The sequence below is a fragment of the Streptomyces sp. NPDC047085 genome (assembly GCF_040643735.1).
Taxonomy (GTDB): Bacteria; Actinomycetota; Actinomycetes; order Streptomycetales; family Streptomycetaceae; genus Streptomyces.
Window position 1 is genome coordinate 37679 of the sequence record NZ_JBEYUW010000006.1, and the last position, 25180, is coordinate 62858.

Sequence of the window (25180 nt, forward strand, 5' to 3'; positions counted from 1 at the left end):
CTCCACCCCGACCGTGCGGGTAGGACTGCTGACATCGAAGCTACCGAGCCGATTTGCACGTGCAGGCGCTGCGGAGGCTCCCGCCCCGAAGTGCCTCCCTCAGGTCCCGTTCGGTCGTGAGGTGGGTCACTCGCCTGCCGGGCGCCGTCGAGTTCGCCACGTGCTCGAATATCGCCTGGGGACGCGGCGTGGCGGCGGACTGGGAGGATCTACCTCCCAGCAGGGAACAAGCCGGTCGTGGTCAACGAGCGCCCAGGAACGGGCCCGCTCACCGTGACTGTGTTGGTCTTCCCGGGCGTGCGGCTGCTCGATGTGACCGGTCCCATCGAGGCGTTCGCGTCGGCCAACGAGTTCAGCGGGCGCTATCGGGTGCAGCTCGCGTCCGAGGACGGGGCGGAGGTGGTCACCTCCGCCGGGACCCGCCTCAGCGCTGACCTGCGTGTCGATGAGGTACGTGAATCGTGCGACGTTCTGGTGATCCCGGGCGGTCCGGATTGGGAGACGCTGATCAAGGACGACGCCCTCCTGGATGCCGTCCAGCAGCTGAATGAGAAGGCCCGTTGTACGGCAACGGTGTGCACGGGAGCGTTTCTGCTGGCCGCGGCCGGACTTCTGGACGGCCGTCGTGCCGTGCTGGCGGATGACGACATCGGCGGGCGTCAGCGCCGGTATCGACCTGTCGCTGGCGCTCGTCGAAGATCACTACGGCGCGGAGGTCGCTCGGGCGGTCGCCGAGGACATGGTCGTCTTCATGCAACGACCGAGTGGCCCGTCCCAGTTCAGCGTCCGCTCCCGTGCCCCGCACAGCGGCCAAGAGATACTCCGCCAGGTCCTGGACGCGGTCGCCGAGAGCCCCGAAGCCCAGGTGCTGCTGGAGACCTGTGATGACCCCATGGCTGTGGTAGCCCGGCACACAGGGTTCGGCTCACCGGAGTCGCTTCGCAGAGCGTTTCTACGGCAGCTGGGTGTGACACCTGGTGCGTTCCGGGCCAGTTTCCGCACGACCGGCGTGGGCACTTCCGAGGCGGGCTCGGCGTAGTCCGTGACCGTTGTGCTGGTCGCCGGTGGAAGACCGCGGAGGCGGGAGGGCCCTGATCGACGGCGGCTCGGAGGGAGGAAACCCATACCTGAGAAGAACCACGCCGCGGTCGCGGTCACCGGAGTGACACATCGGCCCGCGGGCCCAGGGCTTCGCACGCTACGACTCGACTCCTCATGCCTAGGCTGTGGCCGCGGTGCGGTAGAACTCGGCCGCGGTGACGGTGGCAGGGACGCCGAGTTCGGCGGCGACCGCGGTGATCGCCTTGTCGCCGACAGCGAGGTCGGCCTGGCCGTCCGTGGTGAAGTACGGCGCGATGAACGTGTCGTAGTGGGCTCGGGCCTCTTCCGCGGTCTGTCCGCCGAGGAACGTCTGCATGTGGCGCACCGTGGTGTCGGGGTCGTCGTGGATCACCTGAAGGGCGCGCCGGTGGGCTCGTACGACGGCCAGGACCGCAGGGTCGTCCGGTGAGATGTAGGTGGGGTCGACGGCCACGCCCACGGTGGGGATCTGGAAGTGGTCGCCGACCCAGGCCAGCACCTGCCAGCCATGCTCGGCGGCCACCGCCTCCGGTGCCATGGTGCTGCCGACGTAGGCGGCGTCGATGCTGCCGTCGTTGAGCCGGCGCAGATCCATGCCGTAGTCGCCGGGCGAGCGGACGATGGTCTTCACGTCACGGTCCGGGTCAAGGCCGGCCTTTCGCAGCACGATCCGGGCGAATGCGCCGGGCGGGGTGTGCGGGGCGTGGACCGCCAGCCGTCGCCCGGCCAGGTCGGCCAGGGAGGTCAGGCCGGGGCGGGCGAGGAACCAGAACAGCGGGCGGTGGGTGTTGACACTGAGTGCGACCCACGGGGTGCCGTCGGTCAGTCGTGACAGCAGTGCCCGGCCGAGCCCGATGGTGGCGCAGCGGCGCAGCCGTTCCACGTCCCAGTTGCAGCCGTCGCGCAGCGCGACGTGGACCCCCTCCTCGGCGTAGTAGTCCTGCTGGTCGGCGATGTAGGCGGCCAGCTCCTCGTGCAGGCCTCGTCCGACGTAGGCCAGGTCGATCGTGTGCATGAACGTCTTTCCTTGATCGTTTAAGGGTTCGGCCGTGTGCGCGGAGGTCAGCGGGGCGTCAGTACATGGCCATGCCGCCGTTGACCGCGGCCGTGGTACCGGTCATGAAGGAGTTGTCCTCGGCGGCGTAGAAGGCGACCGCCTGGGCGACATCGGCCGGGTGGGCCAGGCGGCCCAAGGGGGTGGCGGCCACCTGCCGCTGCCTCGTCGCGTCGTCGAGTACGGCATCGGCGGTGCGGGACTCCACCGGGCCGGGCGAGACGACGTTGACCGTGATGCCCTGCGGGCCGAGTTCCTGGGCGAGATACCGGGCGAACTGCTCGAGTGCGGCCTTGGAAACGCCCAGCGCGATCATGCCCGCCCGAGGCAGGCGGCTGAGTCCGGTGCCGATGTAGATGAGGCGTCCCCACCCTCGTTCGGTCATCGTGGGCAGTACGGCTTTGGTGACCGCGAACGCCGCGTGCATCTCGGCGTCGATCTTGCCGCCCAGTTCTTCCCACGTCATGTCCTGGAACGGCTTGACCGCATACGGGATGAGCGCGTTGTGCACGAGCACGTCGATGCCGCCCCAAGCTGCCTGGACCTGTCCGACCATGCTCTCGACGGCCGCCTCCTCGCGCACGTCGGCCTGCATGGCCATGGCCTGGCCGCCCGCGGCCTCGATGTCGGCCACGACCTCCTCGGCCGCCTTGGTGTTGCGGAGGTAGTTGACCACCACGCGCATTCCTCGCGCGGCCAGAAGTCGCGCCGTGGCCGCGCCGATTCCGCTGCTGGCCCCCGTCACCAATGCCACCCTGCCGGTCGTCCCGGTCATGGCCCCACCTCCTGATCGTCGTCGCGGGCCGTCGGGATGACCGCCCGGGGTCTTTCGTCGTCGATGCCCCGGCCTGTCGGGCGGATCGCCCCGTACAGCACGGTGTCGACGGTCGCCCGCAGCAGATCGGCCGCGGTCCAGTCCAGATCGCGCGGCAACTCCGACATGAGCAGCCGCTCCAACGCGCCGCGTGTGATCTCACTCAGCAGCTCGGGCGGCGCCGGCAGCAAGCCCTGCCGGTGTCCCTCCCGGAACAGCTGGCCGGCAGCAGGTCAGCTCCGACGATCTCGTGCGCGCGGCCGACCGCCTGCGTGAGCAGTTCGCGGCACCGTCGATTGTCGTGCGTCCCGCCACACTGTTGCCGCACCTTGGACCGCGGCATCAGCGGCTTTGCGATCCCCAATAGACCGTCCGGCACGACCCAACTCACCCCGCTCCATGCACAGCCCAACGACCGCCTCACCACACAGGGCACCGCCTTGGCTTCGCTTCCGCCTCAACTCAGGCGGTACCCCGGGCGGTGTTCGGCGCAGGCCACCAGGCTGCGTTCGAGATCGGGGTAGCCGGTGAGCCGGTGAGTCGAGGAACCACGTCGGTGACCACGGAAACCTCGCCCCTCTCGATCGCCTGATACCACGAGATCCAGGTCTCGATCTGTTCCCCGCTCATGCCCAGTCGCCATCGCCGCGCGAAGGCTTCCTCGAGGGTCTCGGGTTCGTAGCGGTAGGGCCGACCGGTGGCTGCGGCGATCCGGGTGACAGCCTCGTCGAGAGTCAGGGCCTCGGGCCCGGTGATCTCCAGGGTCGCGCCGTCGTGCTCGGAGCGGGGACCGTCCTCGATGGCGACGGCCGTGATCACGTCGGCGATGTCCTCGTGGGTGACGAAGGCGGCCCGGCCTGTCGGCGCGGGGCCGCTTACGACAAGTTCCTCGTTGGCGAGGGCGGCAGGCGTCGCCGCGTAGAAGCCCGCCCGGAGCACTGTGTGGCGGATCCCGGTCCCTGCCAGGAACTGTTCGGTCAGCCACTGGTCACGGGCGTTGAGGTAGGTGGCGGTGGGCGCCGCGCTGACGAGGGACACATACAGGACCCGGCCCACGCCGACCGCGATCGCGGCCTCGACCGCGGTGGCGTGTTCTTCCAGCCGGCGACCCGTACGGTGTCCGGAGACCAGGATGAGGGTCGACGCGCCCTCGAGCGCCCTGCGCATGTCTGCGGCGTCGGCGTAGGCGGCCGGACCGCGTCGCTGGGCGCCTGGCAGTTCGGGCATGCGGTCGGGACTACGTCCGACGAGGAGTTGCGGGACGCCGTGGTCGGCGAGTCGGGCCGCGATCCGGCTGCCGAGCGCACCGGTCACCCCGGTGACCGCCACCGTGGGGTGATTCTTGTCAGACATGTGTTTCCCTCCAGCCCGGGCCGCTGCCGATCCCGGCGTTCTTGTTTTCCGCTTACGTCCAGCAAAGAGAGCGATGGTTTCGGCCGCATCCTCTAGCCGTGCGATGGCGCCGGGGGCCACCGCCACGCGGCGCGGCGACTTCCCGGGAAACCAAGATCGTCGCGGTGTGCATCGAGCAGGGCACATCGACCTCGTCGGCCCCGGCTGGCGCCATCCGTGTGGTCTCAGGATCCGTGTCTCGCGTGTCCGAGGTCGAGGCGCTGAGCGCCCGCGCGGACTGACGTGCCGTTGCGCCGGTCGTGCAGGGTGAAGTCGGCCCGGACGGCCACCCCGGACTGCAGCAGCTTCTGGTGGACCAGGGGGTCCCGGCCGGGGTGCGACACGACGACGCTGATGTATCCCTCGGGCAGTCCGGTCACGGCGTACTCGCCGCGCGCGTTCGTCGTGGTCCGCACCAACTGCCGGCCGCCGGTGTCCATGACGGTCACCGCGGCATGGCGGACGGGCTGCTGTTCGCCGTCGTAGACGGTGCCCTCCAGCATCGGCAACGGCTCGCCGAAGTGGTGGGGGTGGACCGGTAGCGCGGTGGGTGTGGGCGTCTCCAGGGAGGGGTCCTCCACCGGCGGTTCGGGAATGTCCTGCGGCTCGTCCTGCGCTCCCCGTCGTACGGCCATGCGGTGGTGGTGCCAGGCGTCCAGGCCCAGCAGCGCCCAACCCGCGGTGATCCACCCGCACAGCACGAGGACCGGCTTCAGCACCCCGACACCGTCGAAGTACAGCACTCCTCTCAGGGCGTCGACCGCGTTGCCCAGCGGCATGACGGCGTGCAGGGCCTGGAAGAACCCCGGCAGCAGCTGCACGGGGACCAGACCGCTGGAGGGAACGCTGAGCACGACGTACAGGCCCAGACCCGCCAGGGGGAAGAAGTGCTTGACGAAGGGCGCCATGCCGAGGGAGAACGTGGCCACGGCCGTGGTGAGCAGGAAGGCGATCGCCAGGGCCGCGGGGTCGTTGGGGAAGAAGCCCAGTCCCACGCCGACGAGGAAACCCACGGCGCTGAAGAGGCCGGCGACGCCCACGATAGTGATCAGCTTCTTGCGCCGGTTGAGGGTCACCGCCCGCAGCAGGGTCGTGGCGAGTATGTAGCCGGGGACGTTCCAGGCGATCCCGAAATAGACCAGGGTCGCGCCGGACCCGTCCTTGCTGACCGTGGGGGCTACGTCCGTCACGGTGAGCTTCTGGTGGTTGTGCGCCGCAAGCTGGGTGAAGCCCTTGGTCAGCACCTGCTCGAGGGACGCGCCGTTGGCCTTGGCCACGTAGAGCACGGCATGTCTGCCCGTGGCGGCGAAGCCTGCCGCGGCGTCCCGGTCCAGCACCGCCCGGCGGGCTGCCCGGGCGTCCGGGACGGCGGTGACGTCGAACCCGCCGGGATGCTGCCGCTGCAGTGCGGTCTCGACCCTGTATTCCACCGCGGGATCGGCGATCACGAGCTTGGCGTGGTGGGGCTGAGGCTGGTGGAAGGCCATGGGGAAGCTGAACAGCAGGCCGAGGAAGAGCACTGCCGGGATCGTGAGGGTCTCGACGAGGACTCTGGCCACGGATATGCCCCGGGGACGCGCGATCCGGTGTTTCACAGGACCACCCCCTGGCCGCCACGGCGGGCCATGCCGCAGAGACCGCGGCACAATCGGCCGACCGGATCCCCTGTCACCACTTGGCCGCCTCTCCGGTACCGGTGGTCCCCCACTGTTCGCGGTCCAACCAGTTTCACGGCGCCTCCCTCGGCTGTGCCGCGCCTGACCGTCGCCATGGCGCCACTCGATTAACGTACCGATCGGAACATTTACGTCTGCTGGACCTTACGTGTACCGGTCGGTACAGTCAAAGCGTGCCTCGCCCCGTCAACGCCGAGAAGCGCGCCGAGCTGCTGAAGCAGGTGGTGCACCACCTCCAGCAGCACGGCGTCGCGCAGATGTCGCTGAGTCCGCTCGCCGAGTCGATCGGCACCACCAAGCGCATGCTTCTGTACTACTTCGGCAGCCGTGAGAACCTGCTGGCCCAGGCGCTGGCCGCTTGCCGTCCCGACGCGCACGCGATGTTCGACGACGTCCGCGACAGCGCGGGGCTGCGCAAGGCGGCTCATACCCTGTGGGAGGCGATGACCGTCGGGGAGCAGTCCGGGCCGGTCCGCATGCTGCTGCAGCTGCTCAGCCTGGCCGCCACCGATCCCGAGCAGTACGGCGACATCGCGGCCGAGACCGTCGAGGTCATGATCGGCCCGATCGCCGCGGCTTACGTCCGGCTGAGTCACCCGCCACAGCAGGCGCGGACAGCGGCCACGCTCCTCGTCTCCGGCCTGCGCGGTCTGTGCCAGGACCGCTTGGTGACCCATGACATCGCCCGTACCGACGCGGCCGCCCGCCGCCTCATCAGGGACGCGGTCACGACGGCCGACTGAGCCTGCGCCCCCGACCACTTCGGGGTCTCGGTATCACCCCGGCACTCGGGAAGCCGGGCTGGTAGTCCGGTCCTGCGGGTTAGTCCATGGATGGCGCCCCGCTTGGTGGCGCAGCCGATCAAGACCAGGGCGTCCTGCAGACCACCGCCTTGGCTGACCTGAGTTAAGGGAATTCGACAAGCCCCAGCCACCCCCGCCTCCTCTGCAACCCTCTCCCTGGCCGGCTTGCTCATCCTGTCCGCAGGGGCCGGCGCCCACGCTGCCAGCAGCCAGATGCAGGCGAGTGACCTGTACGTGGCTACTAACGGGCAGTGACAGCAATGCGGGAACCCTGACGGCGTCGCTGAAGACGATCCAGCGCGCTGTGGACCTGGCTCAGCCGGGTACCACGATCCAGACTCGACCTACGCGCCCCGTACGAACATCCAGCTGATGATGCGCGCTCTTCGACAGGGCCTCGATATCGCCCTGCTCCCACAGCCGTCGCCTGAGATCCAGGGCCGTACCGCCTCGACCAGCAGACCGGTGAATGGCAACGACGCTTTGCCGTCCGGGCCGGCATCGAGGTGCACTCGCTCAAGCGTCGCGCGGCAAGCGCGACGCGGCCTGTTCCCATCCCGCCGCAATTCGTACGCAGGCTGCGTGCCCTGACGCGAGCATCAGCCGGTAGTCGGGGAACTCCTCGGACAGCAAACGGCAATGCCGGTCCTCCCGGTCGGCCACGCGGAGCCAGATCCCGTCCAGTACCGCCTCGACACCAGCGCGGGGCATGGCAATCTCACGGAGCTGGCGCAGCACGGTTGCCCGCGCCACCTGGTCAGCGCTGTAGTAGCGGTAGCCCGAGATCGGTCGACTTCGGCAGGGGGCAGCAGCCCGGAGTCGGCGTAGAACCGCAACGCGCTGGAGGTCACACCACTGCGCTGGGCAAAGACCCCGATCGGCATCAGCTCAGAATTTGGCACCTCGCCATCGTTGAGCTTCAACCAACTCGAAGGTCGACACCGACGAGCGGCGCTACGAACCTCATGGCCAGCAACATCCAGGAGTGCTGAATGCTGCGCACCATGCATAAGTCCAAGATCTAGCGTTTGGGAGCTTCCGCAGCTCGAAGCGCTGATCGCCGCGTCCGGGTCAGCAAATGGTCAGCATCGGGCCGGACGGCGGCGGTTTGCTGACCTGCACCCGCAGCAGGGGTCTGCTGCCCCGCCCGGCGCCCCGCTCGTAAGGCTCGATGCGTGGCTCGACAGCTCGCCCGTGGGGTGGGGCCCGTTCTCCAAGGGGAACGGTTGTTCCGGGCCGACCCGCTCCCAGCACCCGTACACAGGGGCGATCGGTATCAGCGGCGCGAGGTTATGCCATGTGTTAGTCTCACGCGTTTGCGTGGTCGTCGCGGTGGGCGATTCTGTCTGTTCCGTTCGGCTTGTGCGTGGGCTGTTCAAACCTGCCGGGCCTTCCTCGGTACGTTCCCTTGCGGAAGGCTGTTTATGAAGCATCCCAATTACTCCGGCATCGCTCACGGCAGTCCCGCCCAGCCCGGTGCAACGACCCCGGCGCTGCTCCCGGCCGTCACCTTCGCCGGTCTGGAACTGCCGACGGAGGTGCTGCGGACACTGAGCGAACTCGGGGTGCGCGAACCCTTTCCGATCCAGGCCGCCACACTGCCCGATGCCCTGGAGGGGCGCGACATCCTGGGACGCGGGCGCACCGGATCAGGCAAGACGCTCGCCTTCGGCCTGCCGCTGCTGACACGTACAGTCGGGCGGCGCGCCGAACCGAAGCAGCCCCTCGCTCTGATCCTTGTGCCCACCCGGGAGCTGGCCCAACAGGTCACCCAGGCGCTGGCGCCGTACGCCGAGGCACTGCGGCTGCGAATCGCCACGGTCGTCGGCGGAACGTCGATCGGCCGGCAGGTCGCCGCGCTGCGCCAGGGAGTCGAGGTGGTCGTCGCCACCCCCGGACGCCTGCACGACCTGATCGAGCGCAACGCCTGCCGCCTGGGACGGGTGAGAATCACCGTGCTGGACGAGGCCGACCAGATGTGCGACTTGGGATTCCTGCCGCAGGTTGCCGACGTGCTCGACCAGGTGCACCCCGACGGTCAGCGGATGCTTTTCTCGGCCACTCTCGATCGCGACGTCGAACAACTGGTCCGCCGCTACCTCCACGACCCCGTCGTTCACTCGGTCGACCCGGCCGCGGGCACTGTCACGACGATGGAGCACCACGTTCTGGTCGTCCACGGCCCTGACCGCTACGCCGTCATCACGGAAATCGCCGCCCGCGACGGCCGCGTACTGCTGTTCCTCGACACCAAGCACGCCGTGGACCAGCTCACCCGGCATCTGCGGGCCAGCGGTGTGCACGCCGGGGCCCTGCACAGCGGCAAGTCCCAGCCACAGCGCACACGGACCCTGGCGCAGTTCAAGAACGGCCAGATCACCGTTCTGGTGGCGACCAATGTCGCGGCCCGTGGCCTGCACGTCGACGACCTCGATCTCGTGGTCAACGTCGACCCGCCCACCGATGCCAAGGACTATGTGCACCGGGCGGGCCGCACCGCCCGCGCCGGTGAGTCCGGCAGCGTGGTCACGCTCGTGCTGGCGGGCCAGCGCCGTGAGACGAGCCGCATGATGGCCGGGGCCGGCATCGAGCCGACCGTCACCAAGGTGCGCTCGGGCGAGGCGGAGCTGAGCCGGATCACCGGCGCCAAGACTCCCTCCGGGATCCCGCTCGACGGCGGGCCCACCGTCCCCCGACCCAAGAACACCAATGCTCCCTTCCGCGGCCTCGGCACCAGCAAGGGCACCTCCCGCGGCGCCGGCGGCAAGTCCCGAAAGGCGGGCGAGGCCCGCAAGCTCGCCGAGGCCCGCAGGGCCGCCCTCATGCGTCGCAACGGCTGAGAGCCGTTGCCCTGGCAGCCTGGCCACGGGATCGACAACCCTCGGCCCGGCCCGAAGCCGTCCTGTGTGCCTCACCTACGAAGTCAACGCCTTTGGCCGCGGGAGGGATGCCCGCCGAAACGGAGCAGGATGATGTTGCCGGCGCCTCGCACTGCGCCCGGCATGACAAGCTGTGCTTGCCCACCCCCCCGAACCCAGGAGGTCACCATGACCGCAGAGCCCGTATCTACGGAAGGTTCGGAGCCGGCTGCCCCCGAGACGTCCCCGCTGGAGCCGGACAGCGACGGCAACTACGACCTCAAGCGCAAGTTCCGCGAAGCCCTGGCGCGCAAGCGCGGTGCGCAGGCGGATGCCGCTGATGTTGCCGCCAAGTCCCATGCGTCGAAGGTGCGTTCGGCGCACGGCCCGGCTGCGAGCCAGCGGTCGTTCAGGCGCAAGAGCGGCGGCTGAGTCGATGAGTCCCGCGATCTAACCGCTTCACCGGCACTCGCGCGGTCCACTCGCGCGTCCCGTGCAGTGGCCCGCGACGTGCGCATGCCCGTGCGCGCGTTGCGGGCGGGGCGTAGCCGGGGACTCGCCTGGGGGGAATGGCCCAGATGCGGTTGGCTCGGGTCGGTGGCGCCGCCGAACTGGAATTCCGGGATGAGGGCACTGCCTTGTCCGAGGTACGCGGCGGTTGTCGCGCGCCTTGCGTGCCCCTGTACCGCTGTGAAAATCGACTGCGGTTGTCCGGGTGACGGTAGACATCCGCGTGGCAAGGACATTCGTTCCCCGTCCTGCTGCGGCTGAACGACGCACAGACGGTCGCGTTCCGGGCAGCGGTCGCCTTCGTGCCCAGCCACGACGTGCAGGTGCCGGCCTGCCCTGAGTGGACGCTGTCCGATCTTGTGCAACATCTGAGCGGGGTGCACCGCCGCCATGTCACCGGTTCCTCTCGCGGCTTCGGCCGCGAGTTGCGCAGGCGGCCCTGGAGCGCGGTGACAGGGCCGTCGCCCGCAACACCGACTCCCTCGCGGACCTGCCGGCCGCCCACGGCGAGGCGATCCGCCTCGTCGAGCCCGGCGCCTTCGCCACCGTCCCGTCCGGGCGTGCCCGACCTCGATGCTCGCGGGGCCGCCGCCGGAACCGCGGACCGTGCTGCCGGGCCGCGGCTCAGGCGTCGATGATGGCGGGGATGATGAGCGGCTTGCGACGGTGGGTGCGGAACGCCCAGTTGGCGACGGCGCGGGCGAGGAGCTGTTCGAGTTGGCGGGCGTCCCCGACGCCTTCCTCGGCCGCGGTGGCCAGGGTCTTCTCGATGACCGGGATGACCGACTCGAAGGTCGTGTCGTCGTGTACGAAGCCGCGAGCCAGGAAGTCGGGGGCCTCGGCGAGGGCGCCGGTGTCCGCGTCGACGATCGCCACCACCGTGACCACGCCTTCGGCGGCGAGGGTGAGGCGGTCCTTGAGGGACGCTTCGGTGGCGCCGCCGACTTCCATGCCGTCGACGTAGACGTTGCCGGCGGGGACCTTGCCGGTGATGGACGCGCGTCCGTCGACCAGGTCGACGACGACGCCGTCCTCGGCGATGACGACCCGGTCGGGGTCGACACCGGTGCGGATGGCGAGGTCGGCGTTGGCCCGCAGGTGGCGCCATTCGCCGTGCACGGGCATCACGTTGCGGGGCTTGACGATGTTGTAGCAGTAGACGAGTTCGCCGGCGCTGGCGTGCCCGGAGACGTGCACCTTGGCGTTGCCCTTGTGGACCACGTGGGCGCCCCACCGGGTGAGTCCGTTGATCACCCGGTAGATGGCGTTCTCGTTGCCGGGGATGAGGGAGCTGGCGAGCAGCACGGTGTCGTCCTTGCCGATGCGGATCATGTGGTCGCGGTTGGCCATCCGTGACAGCGCGGCCATGGGTTCGCCCTGGGAGCCGGTGCACACCAGAGTGATCTTGTGGTCCGGGAGATTCTCCAGCTCCTTCGTGCTCACGACCAGACCGGAGGGGACCTTCAGATAGCCCAGGTCACGGGCGATGCCCATGTTGCGGACCATGGAGCGGCCGACGAAGGCGACCTTGCGGCCGTGCTCGTGGGCGGCGTCCAGGACCTGCTGGATGCGGTGCACGTGGCTGGCGAAGCTGGAGACGATGACCCGGCGCGGCGCGGTGCGCATCACCTGCTCGATCGCCGGGTTCAGCTCTCGCTCGGAGGTGGTGAAGCCGGGCACTTCGGCGTTGGTGGAGTCGGTGAGGAACAGGTCCACGCCCTCCTCGCCGAGGCGGGCGAAGGCGCGCAGATCGGTGATGCGGTCGTCGAGAGGGAACTGGTCCATCTTGAAGTCGCCGGTGTGCAGCACCATCCCGGCCCGGGTGCGGATCGCGACCGCCAGGCTGTCGGGGATGGAGTGGTTCACCGCCACGAACTCGCAGTCGAAGGGCCCGAGCTTACGCCGGTCGCCCTCCCGCACCCGCACCGTGCGCGGCCGGATGCCGTGTTCCTTGAGCTTGGCCTCCAGGAACGCCAGCGTCAGCTTGGAGCCGACAAGGGGAATGTCGGACCGCTCGCGCAGCAGGTACGGCACGCCGCCGATGTGGTCCTCGTGGCCGTGGGTGAGTACCACGGCCACGATGTCGTCCAGCCGGTCCCGGATCGAGGTGAAGTCCGGCAGGATCACGTCCACGCCGGGCTGGGTCTCCTCGGGGAACAGCACGCCGCAGTCGACGATGAGCAACTTGCCCGCGTGCTCGAAGACGGTCATGTTGCGGCCGATCTCACCCAGGCCGCCCAGGGCGATGACCCGCAGCCCTCCTTCGGCAAGGGGCGGGGCGGCTTTCAGCTCGGGGTGCGGATGACTCATACCCTGACGGTACCCGGAGAGCGGGACAGGTGATCCATTGCCTGTGCGATCTCCTTTTCCCGACGGAGCGGGGCACCCGCAGCGTGCCTCGGCACGATCGGATCACGCCGGCGACCGGGGACAGGGAGCGGTGAAAGCGGTACCACCTTCCGTGGCCGAACCGTTCGCCCGGTGCTGGAGAAGATCTCGTGCACCCTGTCGTGCTTTCCGGCGTTCGCTGCCTCCCGGCGGGCCTCGGCACTGGTCCACTCGCAGTAGTCGAGACTCGGGTGTCCTCGGCGCTCAGGAGCAAGTGGGCTGAGAGGGCCCCGAGGCAGCTCCCTTCGCATGGCAGACAGATGGCGGTGTCCCAGAAGCGCTTGCCGCCCCCGCCCGACATGCTGGAAGCCGATGTGGTGCCCCATCGAACTTGACGACGAGGTCGCGCGGGGGCGGCTCGTCCGTGGTCTCGAGCCGGTTCCGGGAAGTCGAAGGTGACGTCGTGTGGGGAGGGGCCGGTCACGCATGATCGGTGGGGCCCACCCGGAGAACAGTCGGCGGCGGGGAGAGGCCATGCCTCGCCGCATCCTTGTGCAGAAGAAGGGCGCGAAACTGCTTGATCGCCATCGGCCGAGCCTCACGGGCGATCCAGCCCTTCGTTCCGGGCCGGATGCTGGCGCGTTTTCGCTAGCGGCTTCCGTCATGCCGTTATAGCGTTGTGATCAGCAGTCGTGGTTCCGAAGTTCCGTTCGCCCGTGATCGCCTCACGGGCGTTCTTGCTGTTCAGCGCCTCTCCGGACCAGGGCGATCACCTCCCGGTCACGCAGGGTGCGTGCCCGGTTTCCCTCAAAGGAGACAGTCATGGCCAAGGGCACAGTGAAGTGGTTCAACAGCGAGAAGGGCTTCGGCTTCATCGAGCAGGAGGGCGGCGGCCCCGACGTCTTCGCCCACTACTCCAACATCGCCAGCCAGGGCTACCGCGAGCTGCAGGAGGGCCAGAAGGTCGAGTTCGACGTCACACAGGGCCAGAAGGGCCCGCAGGCTGAGAACATCCGCCCCGCCTGATCGCGCCCCGGTAAGGGCCCGGCATCCCGGCTTCGGGACGCCGGGCCCTTACCGTCGCACGACGGTTCATCTGACTGCGGGGTGCTGCCGGGCGCTGGCCTGGGACGGGCAAAATGGACACCCGTTGTTTGACACTCAGGTCGCCCGACGCATTAGACGCCGTTTCTTTTGGCGTGATCGGTCGTTGAACCGTGCATGACGGATCTGGTTGAGCGGCTGGTGCCGGACGAGTTGTGGGCGCTGTTCCGGCGGGTGGTACCGCCGACGGAGGTGAAGCGTCCGCAGGGCGGGGGTCGGCGGCGGATAGGTGACCGCGAGACCCTTGCGGCAATCATCTTCGTGGCCACCTCGGGCTGCACTTGGCGTCAACTGCCGCCGGTGTTCGGGCCTGCCTGGCCCACGGTCTACCGGCGTTTCGCCCAGTGGAGCCGGGCCAGGGTCTGGGCCAGGCTCCACAGGGTCGTCCTCGACGAACTCGGCGCCCACGGTGAACTGGACTGGTCGCGGTGCGCGATCGACTCCGTCAGCGTCCGGGCGGCAAAAGGGGGCCACTTACCGGACCGAATCCGACCGACCGCGGCAAGAGCGGATCGAAAATCCACCTGATCACCGACCGGAACGGGCTGCCCCTGTCACTGGGCATCTCCGGCGCCAACATGCACGACAGCCTCGGTCTGAAAGCTCTCGTACGAGGCATCCCGCCCATCCGTACCCGACGCGGTCCGCGCCGCCGACGTCCGGCCAAGCTCCACGCCGACAAGGGATACGACTACGACCACCTGCGCCGATGGCTACGAAAGCGCGGAATCCGCCACCGCATCGCCCGCAAAGGCATCGAGTCCTCCGCGCGGCTGCTGGGCCACCACCGCTGGGTCGTGGAGAGGACGGTTTCCTGGCTCGCCGGATGCCGCCGCCTGCACCGCCGCTACGAGCGCAAGGCCGAGCACTTCCTCGCCTTCGTCGGTCTGGCGGCGCTTCTGATCGGACACCGCCGCCTGACCAAGACCGTCAGGGCCTGCGTCGATTCTGCTGAGGATCGAAGCAGACCAGCCCCATCGAGCCCGCGAGGGCCGCTGCCCAAGCAGAGACCTCCTCAGCCCTGCTCCAACTCATCGGGAAGTAGACGAGCGGGCCACCGGCCCCGCCGATCAACGGCCCTGCGGCCCACGGCGAGGCGTCCCCCGCATCATCAGTCACGTCACCCCACCGCTCAGCAAGCGCGGCAACATAAGCCGCGATGCGCTCGGTCGGAGGAGAACCCACCTCTGTGTCCAGGTAGCGGTCGAAGAGATCCGTGAAGACTCGACCGGCGGTCCTGTCGTCCGCCGGCCACTCTCCTTCCCAGACAGCCAAGTCGTAACTCATGCCCGGAGGCTCTCACACCGCAATGGCAAGACAACGTTGACGACCGACAGGCACCAAAAGAAACGGCACAGACCTTGTGGGCGTAGCCGTGGTTGGTGAACAGGGCATCCGGCCTGCGGCGCGGTCAGTCGGCTTGGTGCGTTGAGTTGCTCAGATGACGGTTCAGGATCTCGGCGGCCTCGTCGATGAGGTCGGGCGGAGTTCGATGGCCGGCCCGCTCTTGTGGTGCGTGTTACTGGTAGTGATATCGACTGCGAGTATCCCGAAGTGGGACGTGGATCGGAGCAAGGTGATCGGCGCCCTGCATGTGTTGGGGCTGGGCGCACCCGCGCCGACCTGGCCTGGCAGGGCGACGTCACCCCAGTCGTCTATGCCGCGGCCGGAACTCTCCGGGCCGACCTACAGGCCGCAAGGGTCGGACGTTCGTCACTCCACTTGAACCTGTTGGGTTCCCACAACCACTCGAGTGGTCGGCATGCGACGGCTGGCCCCGAGGCTGATCGGCTCCGGAGGCAGCATCAGCCGACTACGGCATGCAGACGATCTGACCCCCATGCCGAGCATCAAGGGGCGACCACACCGCTTCACCATGTTCTGATGACTCATCAGTAAAGTTAGCATTGGGTCAGTATTCGTCCAGCCAAAGCTGCCCTCAGATGCCCAGACCTTGGAAACGCGGACAGCCTCGGAGGAGTCCGTGCGGCAGCATCCAAGGGCCCTCGCCACCAGGGGTCCTCGTGGCCGGACGGGCGTAGACACGGTCTCGGACCCCCTGGACGGGAGACTCGGGCTTTCCAGGGTCAGCGGACCCTTCCTCGTGGCTTCAACGGCACCGGCGGCAGCTCCGGCGCGGGCAGCGGACTCCCGGCGTAGCCCTTCACCTCACCGAAACGGGTTCCCTTCATCCAGTCCTCGCGGGCCTGGGCGATGTCCTCCTGTGTACGCCCGACGAAGTTCCACCACATGATCAGCTCCTCGGCGAACGGTTCGCCGCCCAGGAGCATGATTCCGGCGTCCGACTCGGCGCGGAGGGGGAGTTCGGTGCGCCCGCAGCCGAGGTAGAGCATCGAGCCGGGGAGGACCGGTACGCCGTCCACGTGGACCTCGCCGGACATCGCCAGGACGCCGTACTCGAAGTCGGGGTCGAGGGGGAGGCGGACGTCGGCGCCCCGGGTGAGGGCGAGGTCGGCGCCGACGATCGGGGTGAACGTCGTACCGGGGGAGGAGGATCCGTCGAGGTCGCCGAGGATCACCGTCGCGGTCAGGCCCGGCGCGGTGACCGTGGGCAGCTCCGCGTGGAACTCGAACCGGGGCTCGGTGTGGCGGTGTTCGTCCGGGAGGGCGACCCACAGCTGCGCGCCGTGCAGGAACCGGGCATGCGGCTTCGGGCTCTCCTCGGAGTGGCTGATCGCCCGGCCCGAGGTCATCAGGCCCAGCTGCTTCGGGCGGATCGTCTGGAGGCTCCCGGTGGAGTCGCGGTGCAGCACCTCGCCCTCGTGCAGCCAGCTGACCGTCTGCAGCCCGATGTGCGGATGCGGCGGGACCTGCATGCCGGGCTCGTCGGCGATGTCGTCGGGGCCGTAGTGGTCGACGAACGCCCACGCGCCGATCATGCGCCGGCCGAGGTTCGGCAGCAGTCGGCGCACCTCGGTCGACTCGCCGAGTTGGACGTGACGGGGGCTCAGCAGCTCGCGCACGGGTTCGGCGACGACGAATCCGCGGCCGCCGCACACGCTCGGTTCGGGCGCGCGGTCAAGGTTGCTCATGCCGCCCAACTTAGCGGCAGCCCGTCACCGTTGCCGAGCGACCGGGATCCGGCTCGCAGGTAACGAGCCGTCCGGCGGCACCGGTGAGACGGAGCAGGACACGCACCGGGGGGCGCAATACCGGGGCGCAGTACCAGGGGCGCAGTACCGGAGACGCTGCCACAGTCGGCGAAGAGTCTCCTTGCTTAAGTCAAGCAACTGACTTACATTCGGGGAGTTCCTGCCCCGCATTCCGCGCGTCCCGACGGAGGCCCGAGCATGTCCCCTGTACGACCCCGGCCCACCCAGGCGGGGGAGTCCCCCACCGCACCGCGCACGAACGTCGTCGTAGCGGTGCTGGCCCTCGGCGGGATCGTGGTCTCGCTGATGCAGACCCTGGTCATCCCGATCGTCCCCGAACTTCCCGAGCTGCTGCACGCCCCGGCCTCGGACGCGGCCTGGGCGGTCACGGCCACGCTGCTCGCGGCCGCCGTCGCCACGCCCGTCATGGGCCGGCTCGGCGACATGTACGGCAAGCGGCTGATGCTGCTGACCAGCATGGTCATGCTGGTCGCCGGCTCGGTCACGGCCGCGCTCAGCGACACGCTCGCCCCGATGATCGTCGGCCGCGCGCTCCAGGGCCTGGCCTCCGGCGTCATCCCGCTCGGCATCAGCATCATGCGCGACGAACTGCCCGCCGAACGGCTCGGCTCCGCCACCGCCCTGATGAGCGCCTCCCTCGGCGTCGGCGGCGCCCTCGGTCTGCCCGCCGCCGCACTCCTCGCCGACCACTTCGACTGGCACATGCTGTTCTGGACCTCGGCCGCGCTCGGCGCCGTCGCCGCCGTCCTCGTCCTGCTGTTCGTGCCCGAGTCGTCGGTGCGCACCGGCGGGCGCTTCGACCTGCCCGGCGCGATCGGGATGGCGACCGGTCTGGTCTGCCTGCTGCTGGCGATCTCCAAGGGCGCCGACTGGGGCTGGGGCAGCGGCACCACCCTCGGCCTGTTCGCGGCCGCGGTCGTCGTCCTGATCGCCTGGGGACTCTACGAACTGCGTGCCGCACAGCCTCTGGTGGACCTGCGCACCACCGCCCGCCGTCAGGTGCTCGTCACCAACCTCGCCTCGGTCGCCTTCGGATTCTCGATGTTCGCGATGTCCCTCGTCCTTCCGCAGCTCCTGCAGTTGCCTCGGGCGACCGGTTACGGCCTGGGCAAGTCGCTGCTCGACGCGGGCCTGGTCATGGCCCCGACCGGCCTGGTCATGATGGCGATGGCGCCCGTCTCCGCGTTCATCTCCAGGACGTGGGGGCCGAAGGTGACCCTGATGTGCGGCGCGGTGATCGTGGCCGGCGGGTACGGGCTCAGCATCGTGATGATGGCCGCCGTCTGGCAGTTGCTCGTCGCGTCCTGCGTCATCGGCGCCGGCATCGGCTTCGCCTACGGCGCGATGCCCGCCCTGATCATGGGCGCCGTGGACCCGTCCGAGACGGCCGCGGCGAACAGCCTGAACACCCTCATGCGTTCCATCGGCACCTCCACCGCGAGCGCCCTCGCGGGCGTGATCCTCGCCCACATGACCACCGCCTTCGGCGCGACCCGGCTGCCCTCCGAGAACGGCTTCAAGACCGTCATGGCGGTCGGTTCGGGGGCGGCGGTGCTGGCGCTGCTCGTGGCTGTGTTCATCCCCCGCCGGGTAGGGGCGGGGGAGAGCCCGGTGGGTGAGGCGCAGGTGACAGAGATCGAACTCGCCCAGCCCGGGGCGTAGTTCGCCGGATCGGTGTGGTCGGGCTCGCCGGGGCGCTGCGGATACCCTCGGCGAGCGCGGCCGCCACCGGATCGGCCCGGCCGCCTCAGCGGTGAGGTGCCCCGTCCTCGCGCATGCCGAGCCGACGGGCGACCGCGATGGCCGCCCGACTCCCGACCTCCCGCGAACTCCGGCCCAGGACAGTGCCGTTGCAGCGCGCGGGAGGCGAAGGCGGAGGTGGGGATGTGCAGAGGCATCCCGGTCGCGCTGACATCGTTGTCCGCGAGGTGCCGGATGGCGTCCCCGTAGGGTCGGGCCGACGATGGAAGCGTGGGGCACGGTCGCCGTCGCGTCGGTGCCGTCCGAGTCGCCGGGGGCGGAGGCCGGCCCCGGCCGTGGTGAGCGGCCGGAAGGGAGGACACCGTCATGCTGGAAGTGAAGACGGTCGACAAGCCCGACGAGCGGCGTGACTTCCCCCGCGGCCACCTCGAAGCCCTGCACCTGACCGGGCTCGACTTCGCCGTGGGCACCTTCGAACCGGGCTGGCGCTGGTCCGAGTCCGTTGCGCCGATCGCGGGCACCGAGAAGTGCATGGTCCCCCACAACGGCTATGTGGTGAAGGGGCGGATGCACCTCGCCATGGACGAGGGCGGCGAGGCCGAGATCGGCCCCGGCGACGTCTTCGTGTGCTCCCCGGGCCACGACGCCTGGGTGGTGGGCGACGAGCAGGTCGTGGTGTTCGACTTCGCCGGGACCATGGCCAACGTGTACGCCAAGGGGGACTAGAGCGGTGGGGCGGTGGGGCGGTCCACCGTCCGCCACCGGGCGCCGGGTCGTACAGGGTGCGGTCCGGCGCCGTCGTGTGTCGGCGGGCGGATGTTGTGTGTCGGCGGGCGGGTGTGGACGCCGGGAGAGGAGCCGCGCGGCCGACCCGTCAGCCCGCGCTCGTCAGCCCGTGTACGGTACGACCCCTTCCTCGGCGAAGGCGAGCGCCTCCGCGTGCCCGAACAGGCCGGGCAGGCCGCCGGTGTGCACAAACACGGTCCGCTCTCCCCGCCGCACCTCGCCGTCGCGTACGGCGGCGATCAGGCCGGCCAGGGCACGGCCGGTGTAGGTGGGGTCCAGGACGAGCCCCTCGGTGCGGGCGGCGAGCCGGAGCGCATCGGATGCCGGGCCGGTCAGCGCCGCGTATCCGCCGCCCACCTGGTCCCGGCGCACCCGCAGCCGGTCCGCGGTGACCTCCTCGGTGGTCAGCGGGCGCGCGAACTCCGTCACCGCCGCGGCCGGATCGGCCAGCGCGCCCACGTCGACACCGAGCACCGCATCCGTGCCGAGGGCGGCCACCAGGCCCGCCATGGTGCCGCCGGAGCCGAGCGCGACGACCGCCGTGACCAGGTCCGGCACCTGCTCCCGCAGCTCCTCGCCGCACCGCACATACCCTCGCGCGCCCAGCGTGCTGGACCCACCGAACGGGATCAGCGCCGGCCGCGCACCCTCGGCACGCAGCCGTACGCACGCCTCGGCCGCCGCCGCGTCCAGCCCGGCCTGGTCGACGTCGCCCGCCCAGGCCACCCGCGCCCCCAACAGCCCGTCCAGCGCGAGGTTCCCGGACCGCGACGCGCCCGGCGAGCCGCGCAGCACCAGGACGGCGTCCAGGCCCAGCCGGGCGGCCGCGGCGGCGGTCAGCCGGGCGTGGTTGCTCTGCGGGGCGCCCGTGGTCACCAGGGTGTCCGCGCCCTCGGCGAGAGCCGCGCCCGCGGTCCACTCCAGCTTGCGGATCTTGTTGCCGCCACCGCCCAGACCGGTCAGGTCGTCCCGCTTGACCCAGAGGTCCTCCGGTCCGAGCCCGAGCGCCGCGGCCAGCCGGGGTGCCGGTTCGACGGGGGTGGGGAAGGTGCCGAGCGGCACGTGCGAGTGGGTCATGGCGTACGTCCGTACGGGTGGGTCATGGTGTACGTCCTTGTGGCGCGGGCGATGGGGGGGGCCGGGAGCGGGGCGGGATGAACCAGTCGATCATGCCCGACCGCCACAGCGGCCGCCCGTCACACCGGCAGCAGCCGTCCGATGATCGCGCCGAGCTGGCGGGCCGTGCGGCACTCGTGCATCTCCACCAGCTCGGCGTAGGCGGGCGCGGCGGAGTCGCCGGTGCCCCATTGGGTGCGGGGCTCGGGGTTCAGCCAGTAGACGCGGCGGGCGTGCCGGGCGAGCTCGCGGACGGCGGGCAGGTTCGGGTCGCTCATGTTCGTACGGGCGTCCCCGAGCACGAACACCGTGGTGCGCGGGCCGACCGCGGCACCGTACCGCTCGGCGAACTCCCCGAGCGCGACGCCGTAGTCGCTGCTGCCGTGCCAGCCGGTGAGCGTGGCCTCCGCGCGGATCCGGGTGCTCAGCCCGTCCGGGTCGGCGCGGCCGTGGTCGAGCAGGCCGGTCACCTCGTCCAGGCGGTTGACGAAGGCGAACACCCGCACCTTGCTGAACTGGTCGTGCAACGCCTGCACCAGCAGCATCGTGAAGTCGGAGAAGCCCGACACCGAGCCCGACACGTCGCACAGCAGCACCAGTTCGGGCCGGGCGGGGCGGCGCCTGCGCAGTACCGGCCGCATCGGCACCCCGCCGGTGGACAGCGAGGAGCGCACGGTGCGGCGCAGGTCGATCGTGCCGCGCGCGGCCCGGCGCCGGCGCGCGGCCAGCCGGGTCGCCAGCTTGCGGGCCAGCGGCTGCACGGTCCTGCGCAGCTCGGCGAGCTGGTCCCGGCCCGCGTACAGGAAGTCCACGCGGTCGGTGGTCGGACGGACGGCCCGTCGGGCGATCTGGTCCCGCCCGCGCAGCTCGGCGACCCGGCGCCGCGCCTCCGCCCCGACCAGCCGCCGGAACTCCTCGATACGGCGCCGGAGCTCGTCGTCCAGCAGCCGGTCCGCGAACCCCGGCTCCCCGCCCTGGCCACGGACGTCGGACCGCACCCGGGCCAGCAGGGTCCCCGGGCGGAGCCGCTCCAGGGTCTGGTACGCCGACCAGCCGTCCGAGCCCGGCGAACCCCCGTACCCGCCCATGCTGTCGACCGCCTCCACCGCCAGCCGCGCCATCAGCGACCGGTCGTCGGCGGCCAGCGCCTGCGCGAGCCGGTCGCGCAGCTCCTCACGGTCCGCCCGTTCCGTGCCGGGACCGCCGACGCCGTGCGGGAAGTACAGGTCGAAGACCGGGTCGAACACCGCCCGCTGGTTCTCCCCGTGCAGCAGGGTCGCGGCCAGCCCCTCGCGCAGCAGCTCCCGGTCGGCGAACCCCAGCGCCTCGGCCGCGAGGGCCGCGTCGACGGTCTCCCCGGTGCCGATCCGCACGCCGTGCGCGCGCAGCGCGCCGACCAGACCGGTGATCCGCCCTTCGACACCGCTCACACCGCTCGCATCGTTCATATCGCCCACAATGGTCTTATCGCTCACGGCGCTCGCATCGCTCACGGCGTTCACAGTGCGCTCAGGTCCAGCTTGGCGGCGGCCTTCTGCACGTCGTCCTGGTGCTTGAGGATCACCCCGAGGGTGTCCCGTACGACCATCTCGTCGAGCGTGCCGGCGCCGAGCGCGAGCAGCGTGCGCGCCCAGTCGATCGTCTCGGCGACGGACGGCACCTTGCGCAGGTCCATCGCGCGCAGCGCCCCCACCACCCGCACCACGGACTCGGCCAGCGCCTCGCCGAGCCCCGGCACCTTCAGCCGTACGATCCGCCGCTCCAGCTCCTCCTCGGGGAAGCCGATGTGCAGGAACAGACAGCGGCGGCGCAGCGCCTCGGACAGCTCCCGGCCGGCGTTGGAGGTGAGCACGACGAAGGGGCGGCGGGTCGCGGTGATCGTGCCCAGCTCGGGGACGGTGACCTGGAAGTCGCTGAGCACCTCCAGCAGGAGCCCCTCCATCTCCACGTCGGCCTTGTCGGTCTCGTCGATCAGCAGGACCGTCGGCTCGTCGCCGCGGATCGCGGTCAGCAGGGGGCGGGGGAGCAGGAACTCCTCGCTGAAGATGTCGGTGCGGGTCTCGTCCCAGCTCTCGTCGCGGCCCGCGCTGATACGCAGCAGCTGCTTGGCGTGGTTCCACTCGTACAGCGCGCGGGACTCGTCCACGCCCTCGTAGCACTGCAGCCGCACCAGCCGCGCGTCCGCGACCTGGGCGACGGCCTTGGCCAGCTCGGTCTTGCCGACCCCGGCGGGACCCTCCACCAGCAGCGGCTTGCCCAGCCGGGCGGCGAGGAAGACGGTGGTGGCCACGGCGGGCGAGGCGAGGTACCCGGTCTCGGCGAGACGGGCGGAGACGTCGTCGACGGACGTGAACAACGGGGCCTCCGGCGGGGTCGGGATCTGCGTTCCTTGTACGGGACGTACTCGGTGTCTGGAACCTATCTAAGCGCTTGTTCAGCACCCTGTCACGGAATTCCCCGGGCATCCCCGCCCACCCCGGACGGGTCACGCCAACGCGCCGACCCCCTCGCGCGCCCGGTGGAATGGAGTCGTGACCGCGGCCCCGGACGACTGCCTCGCGCGCAACGAGTGGATCTGCGGGGCCTATCTGAGGACCCGCCGGCAGATCCTGCTCGACGCGGTCGTCCAGCACCTCGAACTGACTGCGGTGTCGGTCCTCATCGGCCTGATGATCGCCCTGCCGCTCGCGGTGCTGGCCCGCCGCTGGGCCCTGGCGGCCGGCCCGGTCCTCGGCGTGACGACGATCCTCTACACCATCCCGTCCCTGGCGATGTTCTCCCTGCTGCTCCCCGTCTACGGCCTCTCGGCCACCCTCGTCGTCGCCGGACTGGTGCTGTACTCGCTCACCCTGCTCGTGCGCAACATCCTCGCCGGACTGCGCGCGGTCCCGCGGGAGACCCGGCAGGCGGCACGCGGCCTCGGCTACGGCCCGATCCGGCTGCTGCTCACCGTCGAACTGCCCCTCGCCCTGCCCGCCGCGATGGCCGGACTGCGCATCGCGGCGGTCTCGGCGGTCTCGCTGGTCACGGTCGGCGCGATCGTCGGCTTCGGGGGACTCGGCAACCTGATCTACGCGGGCATGAACACCTACTTCAAGGCCCAGGTGCTCACCGCGTCCGTGCTGTGCGTGCTGATCGCCGTCGCCGCCGACCTGCTCCTGCTGGGCGTGCAGTGGCTGATCACGCCCTGGGCCCGGGCGGGGGTCCGCGCATGAACACCCTGAACGCCGCATGGGGCTGGCTCGCCGACCCCGCGCACTGGTCGGGCGACGACGGCGTCTGGCACCGGCTGCTCCAGCATCTGGTGCTCACCGTCGTCTGCCTGTTCATCAGCTGCCTGATCGCACTCCCGGTCGCGCTGGTCCTCGGCCACCTCGGCAGGGGCGGCGCGCTCGCCGTCAACATCTCCAACGTGGGCCGGGCCGTCCCCACCTTCGCGGTGCTGGTCCTGTTGCTGCTGACCCCGGTCGGGAGGTGGGGCGAGGGGCCCACGGTGGTCGCCCTGGTCCTGTTCGCCGTACCGCCGCTGCTCACCAACGCCTACGTCGGCATGCGCGAGGTCGACCGCAGCGTCGTACAGGCGGCACGGGGCATGGGGATGACCGGGCGGCAGATGCTGTTTCACGTGGAACTGCCCCTTTCGCTCCCCATGGTGCTCAACGGCGTGCGGATCGCGGCCGTCCAGCTCGTCGCCACCGCCACCATCGCCGCGCTCGCGGGCGGCGGCGGACTGGGCCGGATCATCACGGCGGGCTTCAACCTGGCCAGCACGCCCCAGGTGGTCGCCGGCGCGCTCCTCGTCGCCGTGTTCGCCCTCGTCGTCGAGGCCGTCTTCGAGATCGCCGAACGCCTGGCACCCATGTGGGCCAGGGGCGGCCGATGAGGGGCGGCGCCGTGCCGACGGCGGCCGCGCTCCTCGCCCTGGCCGCCTGCACCACCGGCCCTTCCCTGGAGAACCGGGGCCAGGTCACCGCGCCGCCCGGCGACCGCCACCACCTCACCATCGGCTCGGCCGGCTTCACCGAGAGCGACCTGCTCGCCCAGATGTACGCGCAGTTGCTGAACCAGGCCGGCTACAAGACGTCCCTGATCAGCGTCAACAACCGGGAACTGTACGAGCCCGCCCTGGAGTCCGGCCAGATCGACGTGGTCCCGGAGTACGCGGCCACCTTCGCCGACTGGCTGAACGCCAAGACCCACGGCGCCGACGCGCGGCCGGTCGGCTCACCCGACCTCGACGCCACGATGAAAGCCCTGCGCGCACTCGCCACACCCCGGGGGCTCACGGTCCTGCCGCCCGGCCGGGCCGTGGACCAGAACGCCTTCGCGGTCGCCGGCGCCTACGCCCGGCAGCACCGCCTCAGCACCCTCAGCGACCTCGGCGCCTCGGGACTGAAGGTGCGGCTCGCCGCGGGCGACGAATGCGTGCAACGGCCGTACTGCGAGCCGGGACTGAAGAGGGTGTACGGCATCGACATCACCGGGATCGACCCGAAGGGCGTCGGCACCACCCAGGCCAAGCGGGCCGTGCAGTCCGGCCGGGACCAGATGGTGCTCACCACCACCACGGATGCCACCCTCGACCAGTTCGGCCTGGTCCTGCTCGCCGACGACAAGCACCTGCAGAACGCCGACTACGTCGTCCCCGTCGTCAACCGCTCCCGCGCCGGAAGCCCGAGGGTGGCGAAGGCGCTCGGCAAGCTCAACTCCGTGCTGACGACCGAGGACCTCGCCGACATGAACCGGCAGGTCGACAGCTGGCGCCGGCTCCCCGCCGACGTCGCACGCACCTACCTGAAGGACAAGGGCCTGCTGAAGTAGCGG

The 25180-nt window shown here is 70.3% G+C and carries 21 protein-coding genes and 5 pseudogenes; 13 read left to right on the forward strand and 13 right to left on the reverse strand.

From position 1 onward, the window contains the following. Positions 1 to 312: 312 nt before the first annotated feature. Together ABZ865_RS21455 and ABZ865_RS21460 are read left to right on the forward strand one after the other, a co-directional pair. Positions 313 to 570: pseudogene (locus ABZ865_RS21455) on the forward strand (DJ-1/PfpI family protein); the annotation flags it as partial. 70 nt (positions 571 to 640) lie between these two features. Next, on the forward strand, positions 641 to 1039 hold the full coding sequence (locus tag ABZ865_RS21460; RefSeq protein ID WP_361233685.1) for a helix-turn-helix domain-containing protein: 399 nt from the start codon (positions 641 to 643) through the stop codon (positions 1037 to 1039). A 180-nt stretch (positions 1040 to 1219) separates the two neighbouring features. On the opposite strand, the gene ABZ865_RS21465 is transcribed toward ABZ865_RS21460, so the two are convergent. The 6 genes and pseudogenes from ABZ865_RS21465 to ABZ865_RS21490 all read right to left on the reverse strand — a co-directional run bounded on the left by ABZ865_RS21465 (position 1220) and on the right by ABZ865_RS21490 (position 5899). Continuing rightward, complete coding sequence (locus ABZ865_RS21465; RefSeq protein WP_361232408.1) at positions 1220 to 2095, reverse strand: ABC transporter substrate-binding protein; 876 nt, start codon at positions 2093 to 2095, stop codon at positions 1220 to 1222. Between the two features lie 58 nt (positions 2096 to 2153). Continuing rightward, positions 2154 to 2909, reverse strand: coding sequence for an SDR family oxidoreductase (locus ABZ865_RS21470; RefSeq protein WP_361232411.1), 756 nt, complete (start codon positions 2907 to 2909; stop codon positions 2154 to 2156). Next, the gene (locus tag ABZ865_RS21475) at positions 2906 to 3139 is read right to left on the reverse strand and encodes a hypothetical protein (RefSeq protein ID WP_361233688.1); all 234 of its coding nucleotides are present in this window, start codon (positions 3137 to 3139) and stop codon (positions 2906 to 2908) included. The genes ABZ865_RS21470 and ABZ865_RS21475 overlap by 4 nt, the downstream gene beginning before the upstream one ends. A 107-nt stretch (positions 3140 to 3246) precedes the next feature. Beyond that, positions 3247 to 3339, reverse strand: a pseudogene (locus ABZ865_RS21480) (IS5/IS1182 family transposase); the annotation flags it as partial. Positions 3340 to 3410: 71 nt separating this feature from the next. Next, positions 3411 to 4301, reverse strand: coding sequence for an NAD(P)H-binding protein (locus ABZ865_RS21485; RefSeq protein WP_361232414.1), 891 nt, complete (start codon positions 4299 to 4301; stop codon positions 3411 to 3413). Positions 4302 to 4525: 224 nt separating this feature from the next. Next, complete coding sequence (locus ABZ865_RS21490) at positions 4526 to 5899, reverse strand: carboxypeptidase regulatory-like domain-containing protein (protein ID WP_361232417.1); 1374 nt, start codon at positions 5897 to 5899, stop codon at positions 4526 to 4528. 290 nt (positions 5900 to 6189) lie between these two features. Between ABZ865_RS21490 and ABZ865_RS21495 the strand changes: the two genes are divergently transcribed. Beyond that, positions 6190 to 6759, forward strand: a complete 570-nt coding sequence (locus ABZ865_RS21495) for a TetR family transcriptional regulator (protein WP_361232420.1) — start codon at positions 6190 to 6192, stop codon at positions 6757 to 6759. 741 nt (positions 6760 to 7500) lie between these two features. On the opposite strand, the pseudogene ABZ865_RS21500 reads toward ABZ865_RS21495, so the two are convergent. Next, positions 7501 to 7721: pseudogene (locus ABZ865_RS21500) on the reverse strand (MerR family transcriptional regulator); the annotation flags it as partial. A 522-nt stretch (positions 7722 to 8243) separates the two neighbouring features. On the opposite strand from ABZ865_RS21500, the gene ABZ865_RS21505 reads away from it, so the two are divergent. The 3 genes and pseudogenes from ABZ865_RS21505 to ABZ865_RS21515 all read left to right on the forward strand — a co-directional run. After that, positions 8244 to 9659 carry a DEAD/DEAH box helicase gene (locus tag ABZ865_RS21505; protein WP_361232423.1) on the forward strand — a complete coding sequence of 472 codons (1416 nt, stop codon included), beginning with the start codon at positions 8244 to 8246 and terminating at the stop codon, positions 9657 to 9659. A 207-nt stretch (positions 9660 to 9866) separates the two neighbouring features. Continuing rightward, the gene (locus ABZ865_RS21510) at positions 9867 to 10109 is read left to right on the forward strand and encodes a DUF5302 domain-containing protein (RefSeq protein ID WP_361232426.1); all 243 of its coding nucleotides are present in this window, start codon (positions 9867 to 9869) and stop codon (positions 10107 to 10109) included. A gap of 326 nt (positions 10110 to 10435) precedes the next feature. Then, positions 10436 to 10564, forward strand: a pseudogene (locus ABZ865_RS21515) (maleylpyruvate isomerase N-terminal domain-containing protein); the annotation flags it as partial. Positions 10565 to 10811: 247 nt separating this feature from the next. On the opposite strand, the gene ABZ865_RS21520 reads toward ABZ865_RS21515, so the two are convergent. Continuing rightward, positions 10812 to 12497 (reverse strand): ribonuclease J, encoded by a 1686-nt coding sequence (locus tag ABZ865_RS21520; RefSeq protein ID WP_361232430.1) that lies wholly within the window; start codon positions 12495 to 12497, stop codon positions 10812 to 10814. Positions 12498 to 13337: 840 nt separating this feature from the next. Between ABZ865_RS21520 and ABZ865_RS21525 the strand changes: the two genes are divergently transcribed. After that, positions 13338 to 13541, forward strand: a complete 204-nt coding sequence (locus ABZ865_RS21525) for a cold-shock protein (RefSeq protein WP_014670069.1) — start codon at positions 13338 to 13340, stop codon at positions 13539 to 13541. Between the two features lie 195 nt (positions 13542 to 13736). Next, positions 13737 to 14524: pseudogene (locus ABZ865_RS21530) on the forward strand (IS5 family transposase); the annotation flags it as partial. A gap of 25 nt (positions 14525 to 14549) precedes the next feature. Here the strand turns inward: ABZ865_RS21530 and ABZ865_RS21535 are convergent. Both ABZ865_RS21535 and ABZ865_RS21540 read right to left on the reverse strand, forming a co-directional pair. Further along, positions 14550 to 14906, reverse strand: a complete 357-nt coding sequence (locus ABZ865_RS21535; RefSeq protein WP_361232433.1) for a hypothetical protein — start codon at positions 14904 to 14906, stop codon at positions 14550 to 14552. Positions 14907 to 15706: 800 nt separating this feature from the next. Further along, positions 15707 to 16672 carry a pirin family protein gene (locus tag ABZ865_RS21540; RefSeq protein ID WP_361232435.1) on the reverse strand — a complete coding sequence of 322 codons (966 nt, stop codon included), beginning with the start codon at positions 16670 to 16672 and terminating at the stop codon, positions 15707 to 15709. A gap of 258 nt (positions 16673 to 16930) precedes the next feature. Between ABZ865_RS21540 and ABZ865_RS21545 the strand changes: the two genes are divergently transcribed. Together ABZ865_RS21545 and ABZ865_RS21550 are read left to right on the forward strand one after the other, a co-directional pair. After that, the gene (locus ABZ865_RS21545; RefSeq protein WP_361232439.1) at positions 16931 to 18415 is read left to right on the forward strand and encodes an MFS transporter; all 1485 of its coding nucleotides are present in this window, start codon (positions 16931 to 16933) and stop codon (positions 18413 to 18415) included. Positions 18416 to 18820: 405 nt separating this feature from the next. Then, entirely contained in the window at positions 18821 to 19180 is a 360-nt protein-coding gene (locus ABZ865_RS21550; protein WP_361232441.1) for a cupin domain-containing protein, read from the forward strand. 162 nt (positions 19181 to 19342) lie between these two features. Here the strand turns inward: ABZ865_RS21550 and ABZ865_RS21555 are convergent, their stop codons facing one another. From ABZ865_RS21555 to ABZ865_RS21565, 3 genes are all read right to left on the reverse strand, one after another. Beyond that, positions 19343 to 20317 (reverse strand): pyridoxal-phosphate dependent enzyme, encoded by a 975-nt coding sequence (locus tag ABZ865_RS21555; RefSeq protein WP_361232444.1) that lies wholly within the window; start codon positions 20315 to 20317, stop codon positions 19343 to 19345. A 119-nt stretch (positions 20318 to 20436) separates the two neighbouring features. Further along, complete coding sequence (locus ABZ865_RS21560) at positions 20437 to 21804, reverse strand: VWA domain-containing protein (RefSeq protein ID WP_361232447.1); 1368 nt, start codon at positions 21802 to 21804, stop codon at positions 20437 to 20439. A 50-nt stretch (positions 21805 to 21854) separates the two neighbouring features. Beyond that, positions 21855 to 22712, reverse strand: a complete 858-nt coding sequence (locus ABZ865_RS21565; RefSeq protein ID WP_361232450.1) for a MoxR family ATPase — start codon at positions 22710 to 22712, stop codon at positions 21855 to 21857. Positions 22713 to 22887: 175 nt separating this feature from the next. Here ABZ865_RS21565 and ABZ865_RS21570 point away from each other — a divergent pair, with 175 nt between their 5' ends. Genes ABZ865_RS21570 through ABZ865_RS21580 form a run of 3 tightly spaced genes read left to right on the forward strand, consistent with a single transcriptional unit; the run spans position 22888 to position 25177 of the window. Continuing rightward, positions 22888 to 23571, forward strand: coding sequence for an ABC transporter permease (locus ABZ865_RS21570; RefSeq protein WP_361232454.1), 684 nt, complete (start codon positions 22888 to 22890; stop codon positions 23569 to 23571). After that, on the forward strand, positions 23568 to 24239 hold the full coding sequence (locus ABZ865_RS21575; RefSeq protein ID WP_361232458.1) for an ABC transporter permease: 672 nt from the start codon (positions 23568 to 23570) through the stop codon (positions 24237 to 24239). Before ABZ865_RS21570 ends, ABZ865_RS21575 begins: the two co-directional genes overlap by 4 nt. Beyond that, positions 24236 to 25177: an ABC transporter substrate-binding protein gene (locus tag ABZ865_RS21580; protein WP_361232461.1), complete on the forward strand. Its 942-nt coding sequence runs from the start codon at positions 24236 to 24238 to the stop codon at positions 25175 to 25177. The genes ABZ865_RS21575 and ABZ865_RS21580 overlap by 4 nt, the downstream gene beginning before the upstream one ends. The last annotated feature ends 3 nt before the right edge of the window (positions 25178 to 25180 follow it).

Bases quoted from the DNA above. Each gene is read 5' to 3' on its own strand.
- ABZ865_RS21460 (WP_361233685.1), top strand. From the start codon at position 641: ATGACGACATCGGCGGGCGTCAGCGCCGGTATCGACCTGTCGCTGGCG.
- ABZ865_RS21465 (WP_361232408.1), bottom strand. From the start codon at position 2,095: ATGCACACGATCGACCTGGCCTACGTCGGACGAGGCCTGCACGAGGAG.
- ABZ865_RS21470 (WP_361232411.1), bottom strand. From the start codon at position 2,909: ATGACCGGGACGACCGGCAGGGTGGCATTGGTGACGGGGGCCAGCAGC.
- ABZ865_RS21485 (WP_361232414.1), bottom strand. From the start codon at position 4,301: ATGTCTGACAAGAATCACCCCACGGTGGCGGTCACCGGGGTGACCGGT.
- ABZ865_RS21505 (WP_361232423.1), top strand. From the start codon at position 8,244: ATGAAGCATCCCAATTACTCCGGCATCGCTCACGGCAGTCCCGCCCAG.
- ABZ865_RS21510 (WP_361232426.1), top strand. From the start codon at position 9,867: ATGACCGCAGAGCCCGTATCTACGGAAGGTTCGGAGCCGGCTGCCCCC.
- ABZ865_RS21520 (WP_361232430.1), bottom strand. From the start codon at position 12,497: ATGAGTCATCCGCACCCCGAGCTGAAAGCCGCCCCGCCCCTTGCCGAA.
- ABZ865_RS21525 (WP_014670069.1), top strand. From the start codon at position 13,338: ATGGCCAAGGGCACAGTGAAGTGGTTCAACAGCGAGAAGGGCTTCGGC.
- ABZ865_RS21535 (WP_361232433.1), bottom strand. From the start codon at position 14,906: ATGAGTTACGACTTGGCTGTCTGGGAAGGAGAGTGGCCGGCGGACGAC.
- ABZ865_RS21540 (WP_361232435.1), bottom strand. From the start codon at position 16,672: ATGAGCAACCTTGACCGCGCGCCCGAACCGAGCGTGTGCGGCGGCCGC.
- ABZ865_RS21545 (WP_361232439.1), top strand. From the start codon at position 16,931: ATGTCCCCTGTACGACCCCGGCCCACCCAGGCGGGGGAGTCCCCCACC.
- ABZ865_RS21550 (WP_361232441.1), top strand. From the start codon at position 18,821: ATGCTGGAAGTGAAGACGGTCGACAAGCCCGACGAGCGGCGTGACTTC.
- ABZ865_RS21555 (WP_361232444.1), bottom strand. From the start codon at position 20,317: ATGACCCACTCGCACGTGCCGCTCGGCACCTTCCCCACCCCCGTCGAA.
- ABZ865_RS21560 (WP_361232447.1), bottom strand. From the start codon at position 21,804: ATGAACGATGCGAGCGGTGTGAGCGGTGTCGAAGGGCGGATCACCGGT.
- ABZ865_RS21575 (WP_361232458.1), top strand. From the start codon at position 23,568: ATGAACACCCTGAACGCCGCATGGGGCTGGCTCGCCGACCCCGCGCAC.
- ABZ865_RS21580 (WP_361232461.1), top strand. From the start codon at position 24,236: ATGAGGGGCGGCGCCGTGCCGACGGCGGCCGCGCTCCTCGCCCTGGCC.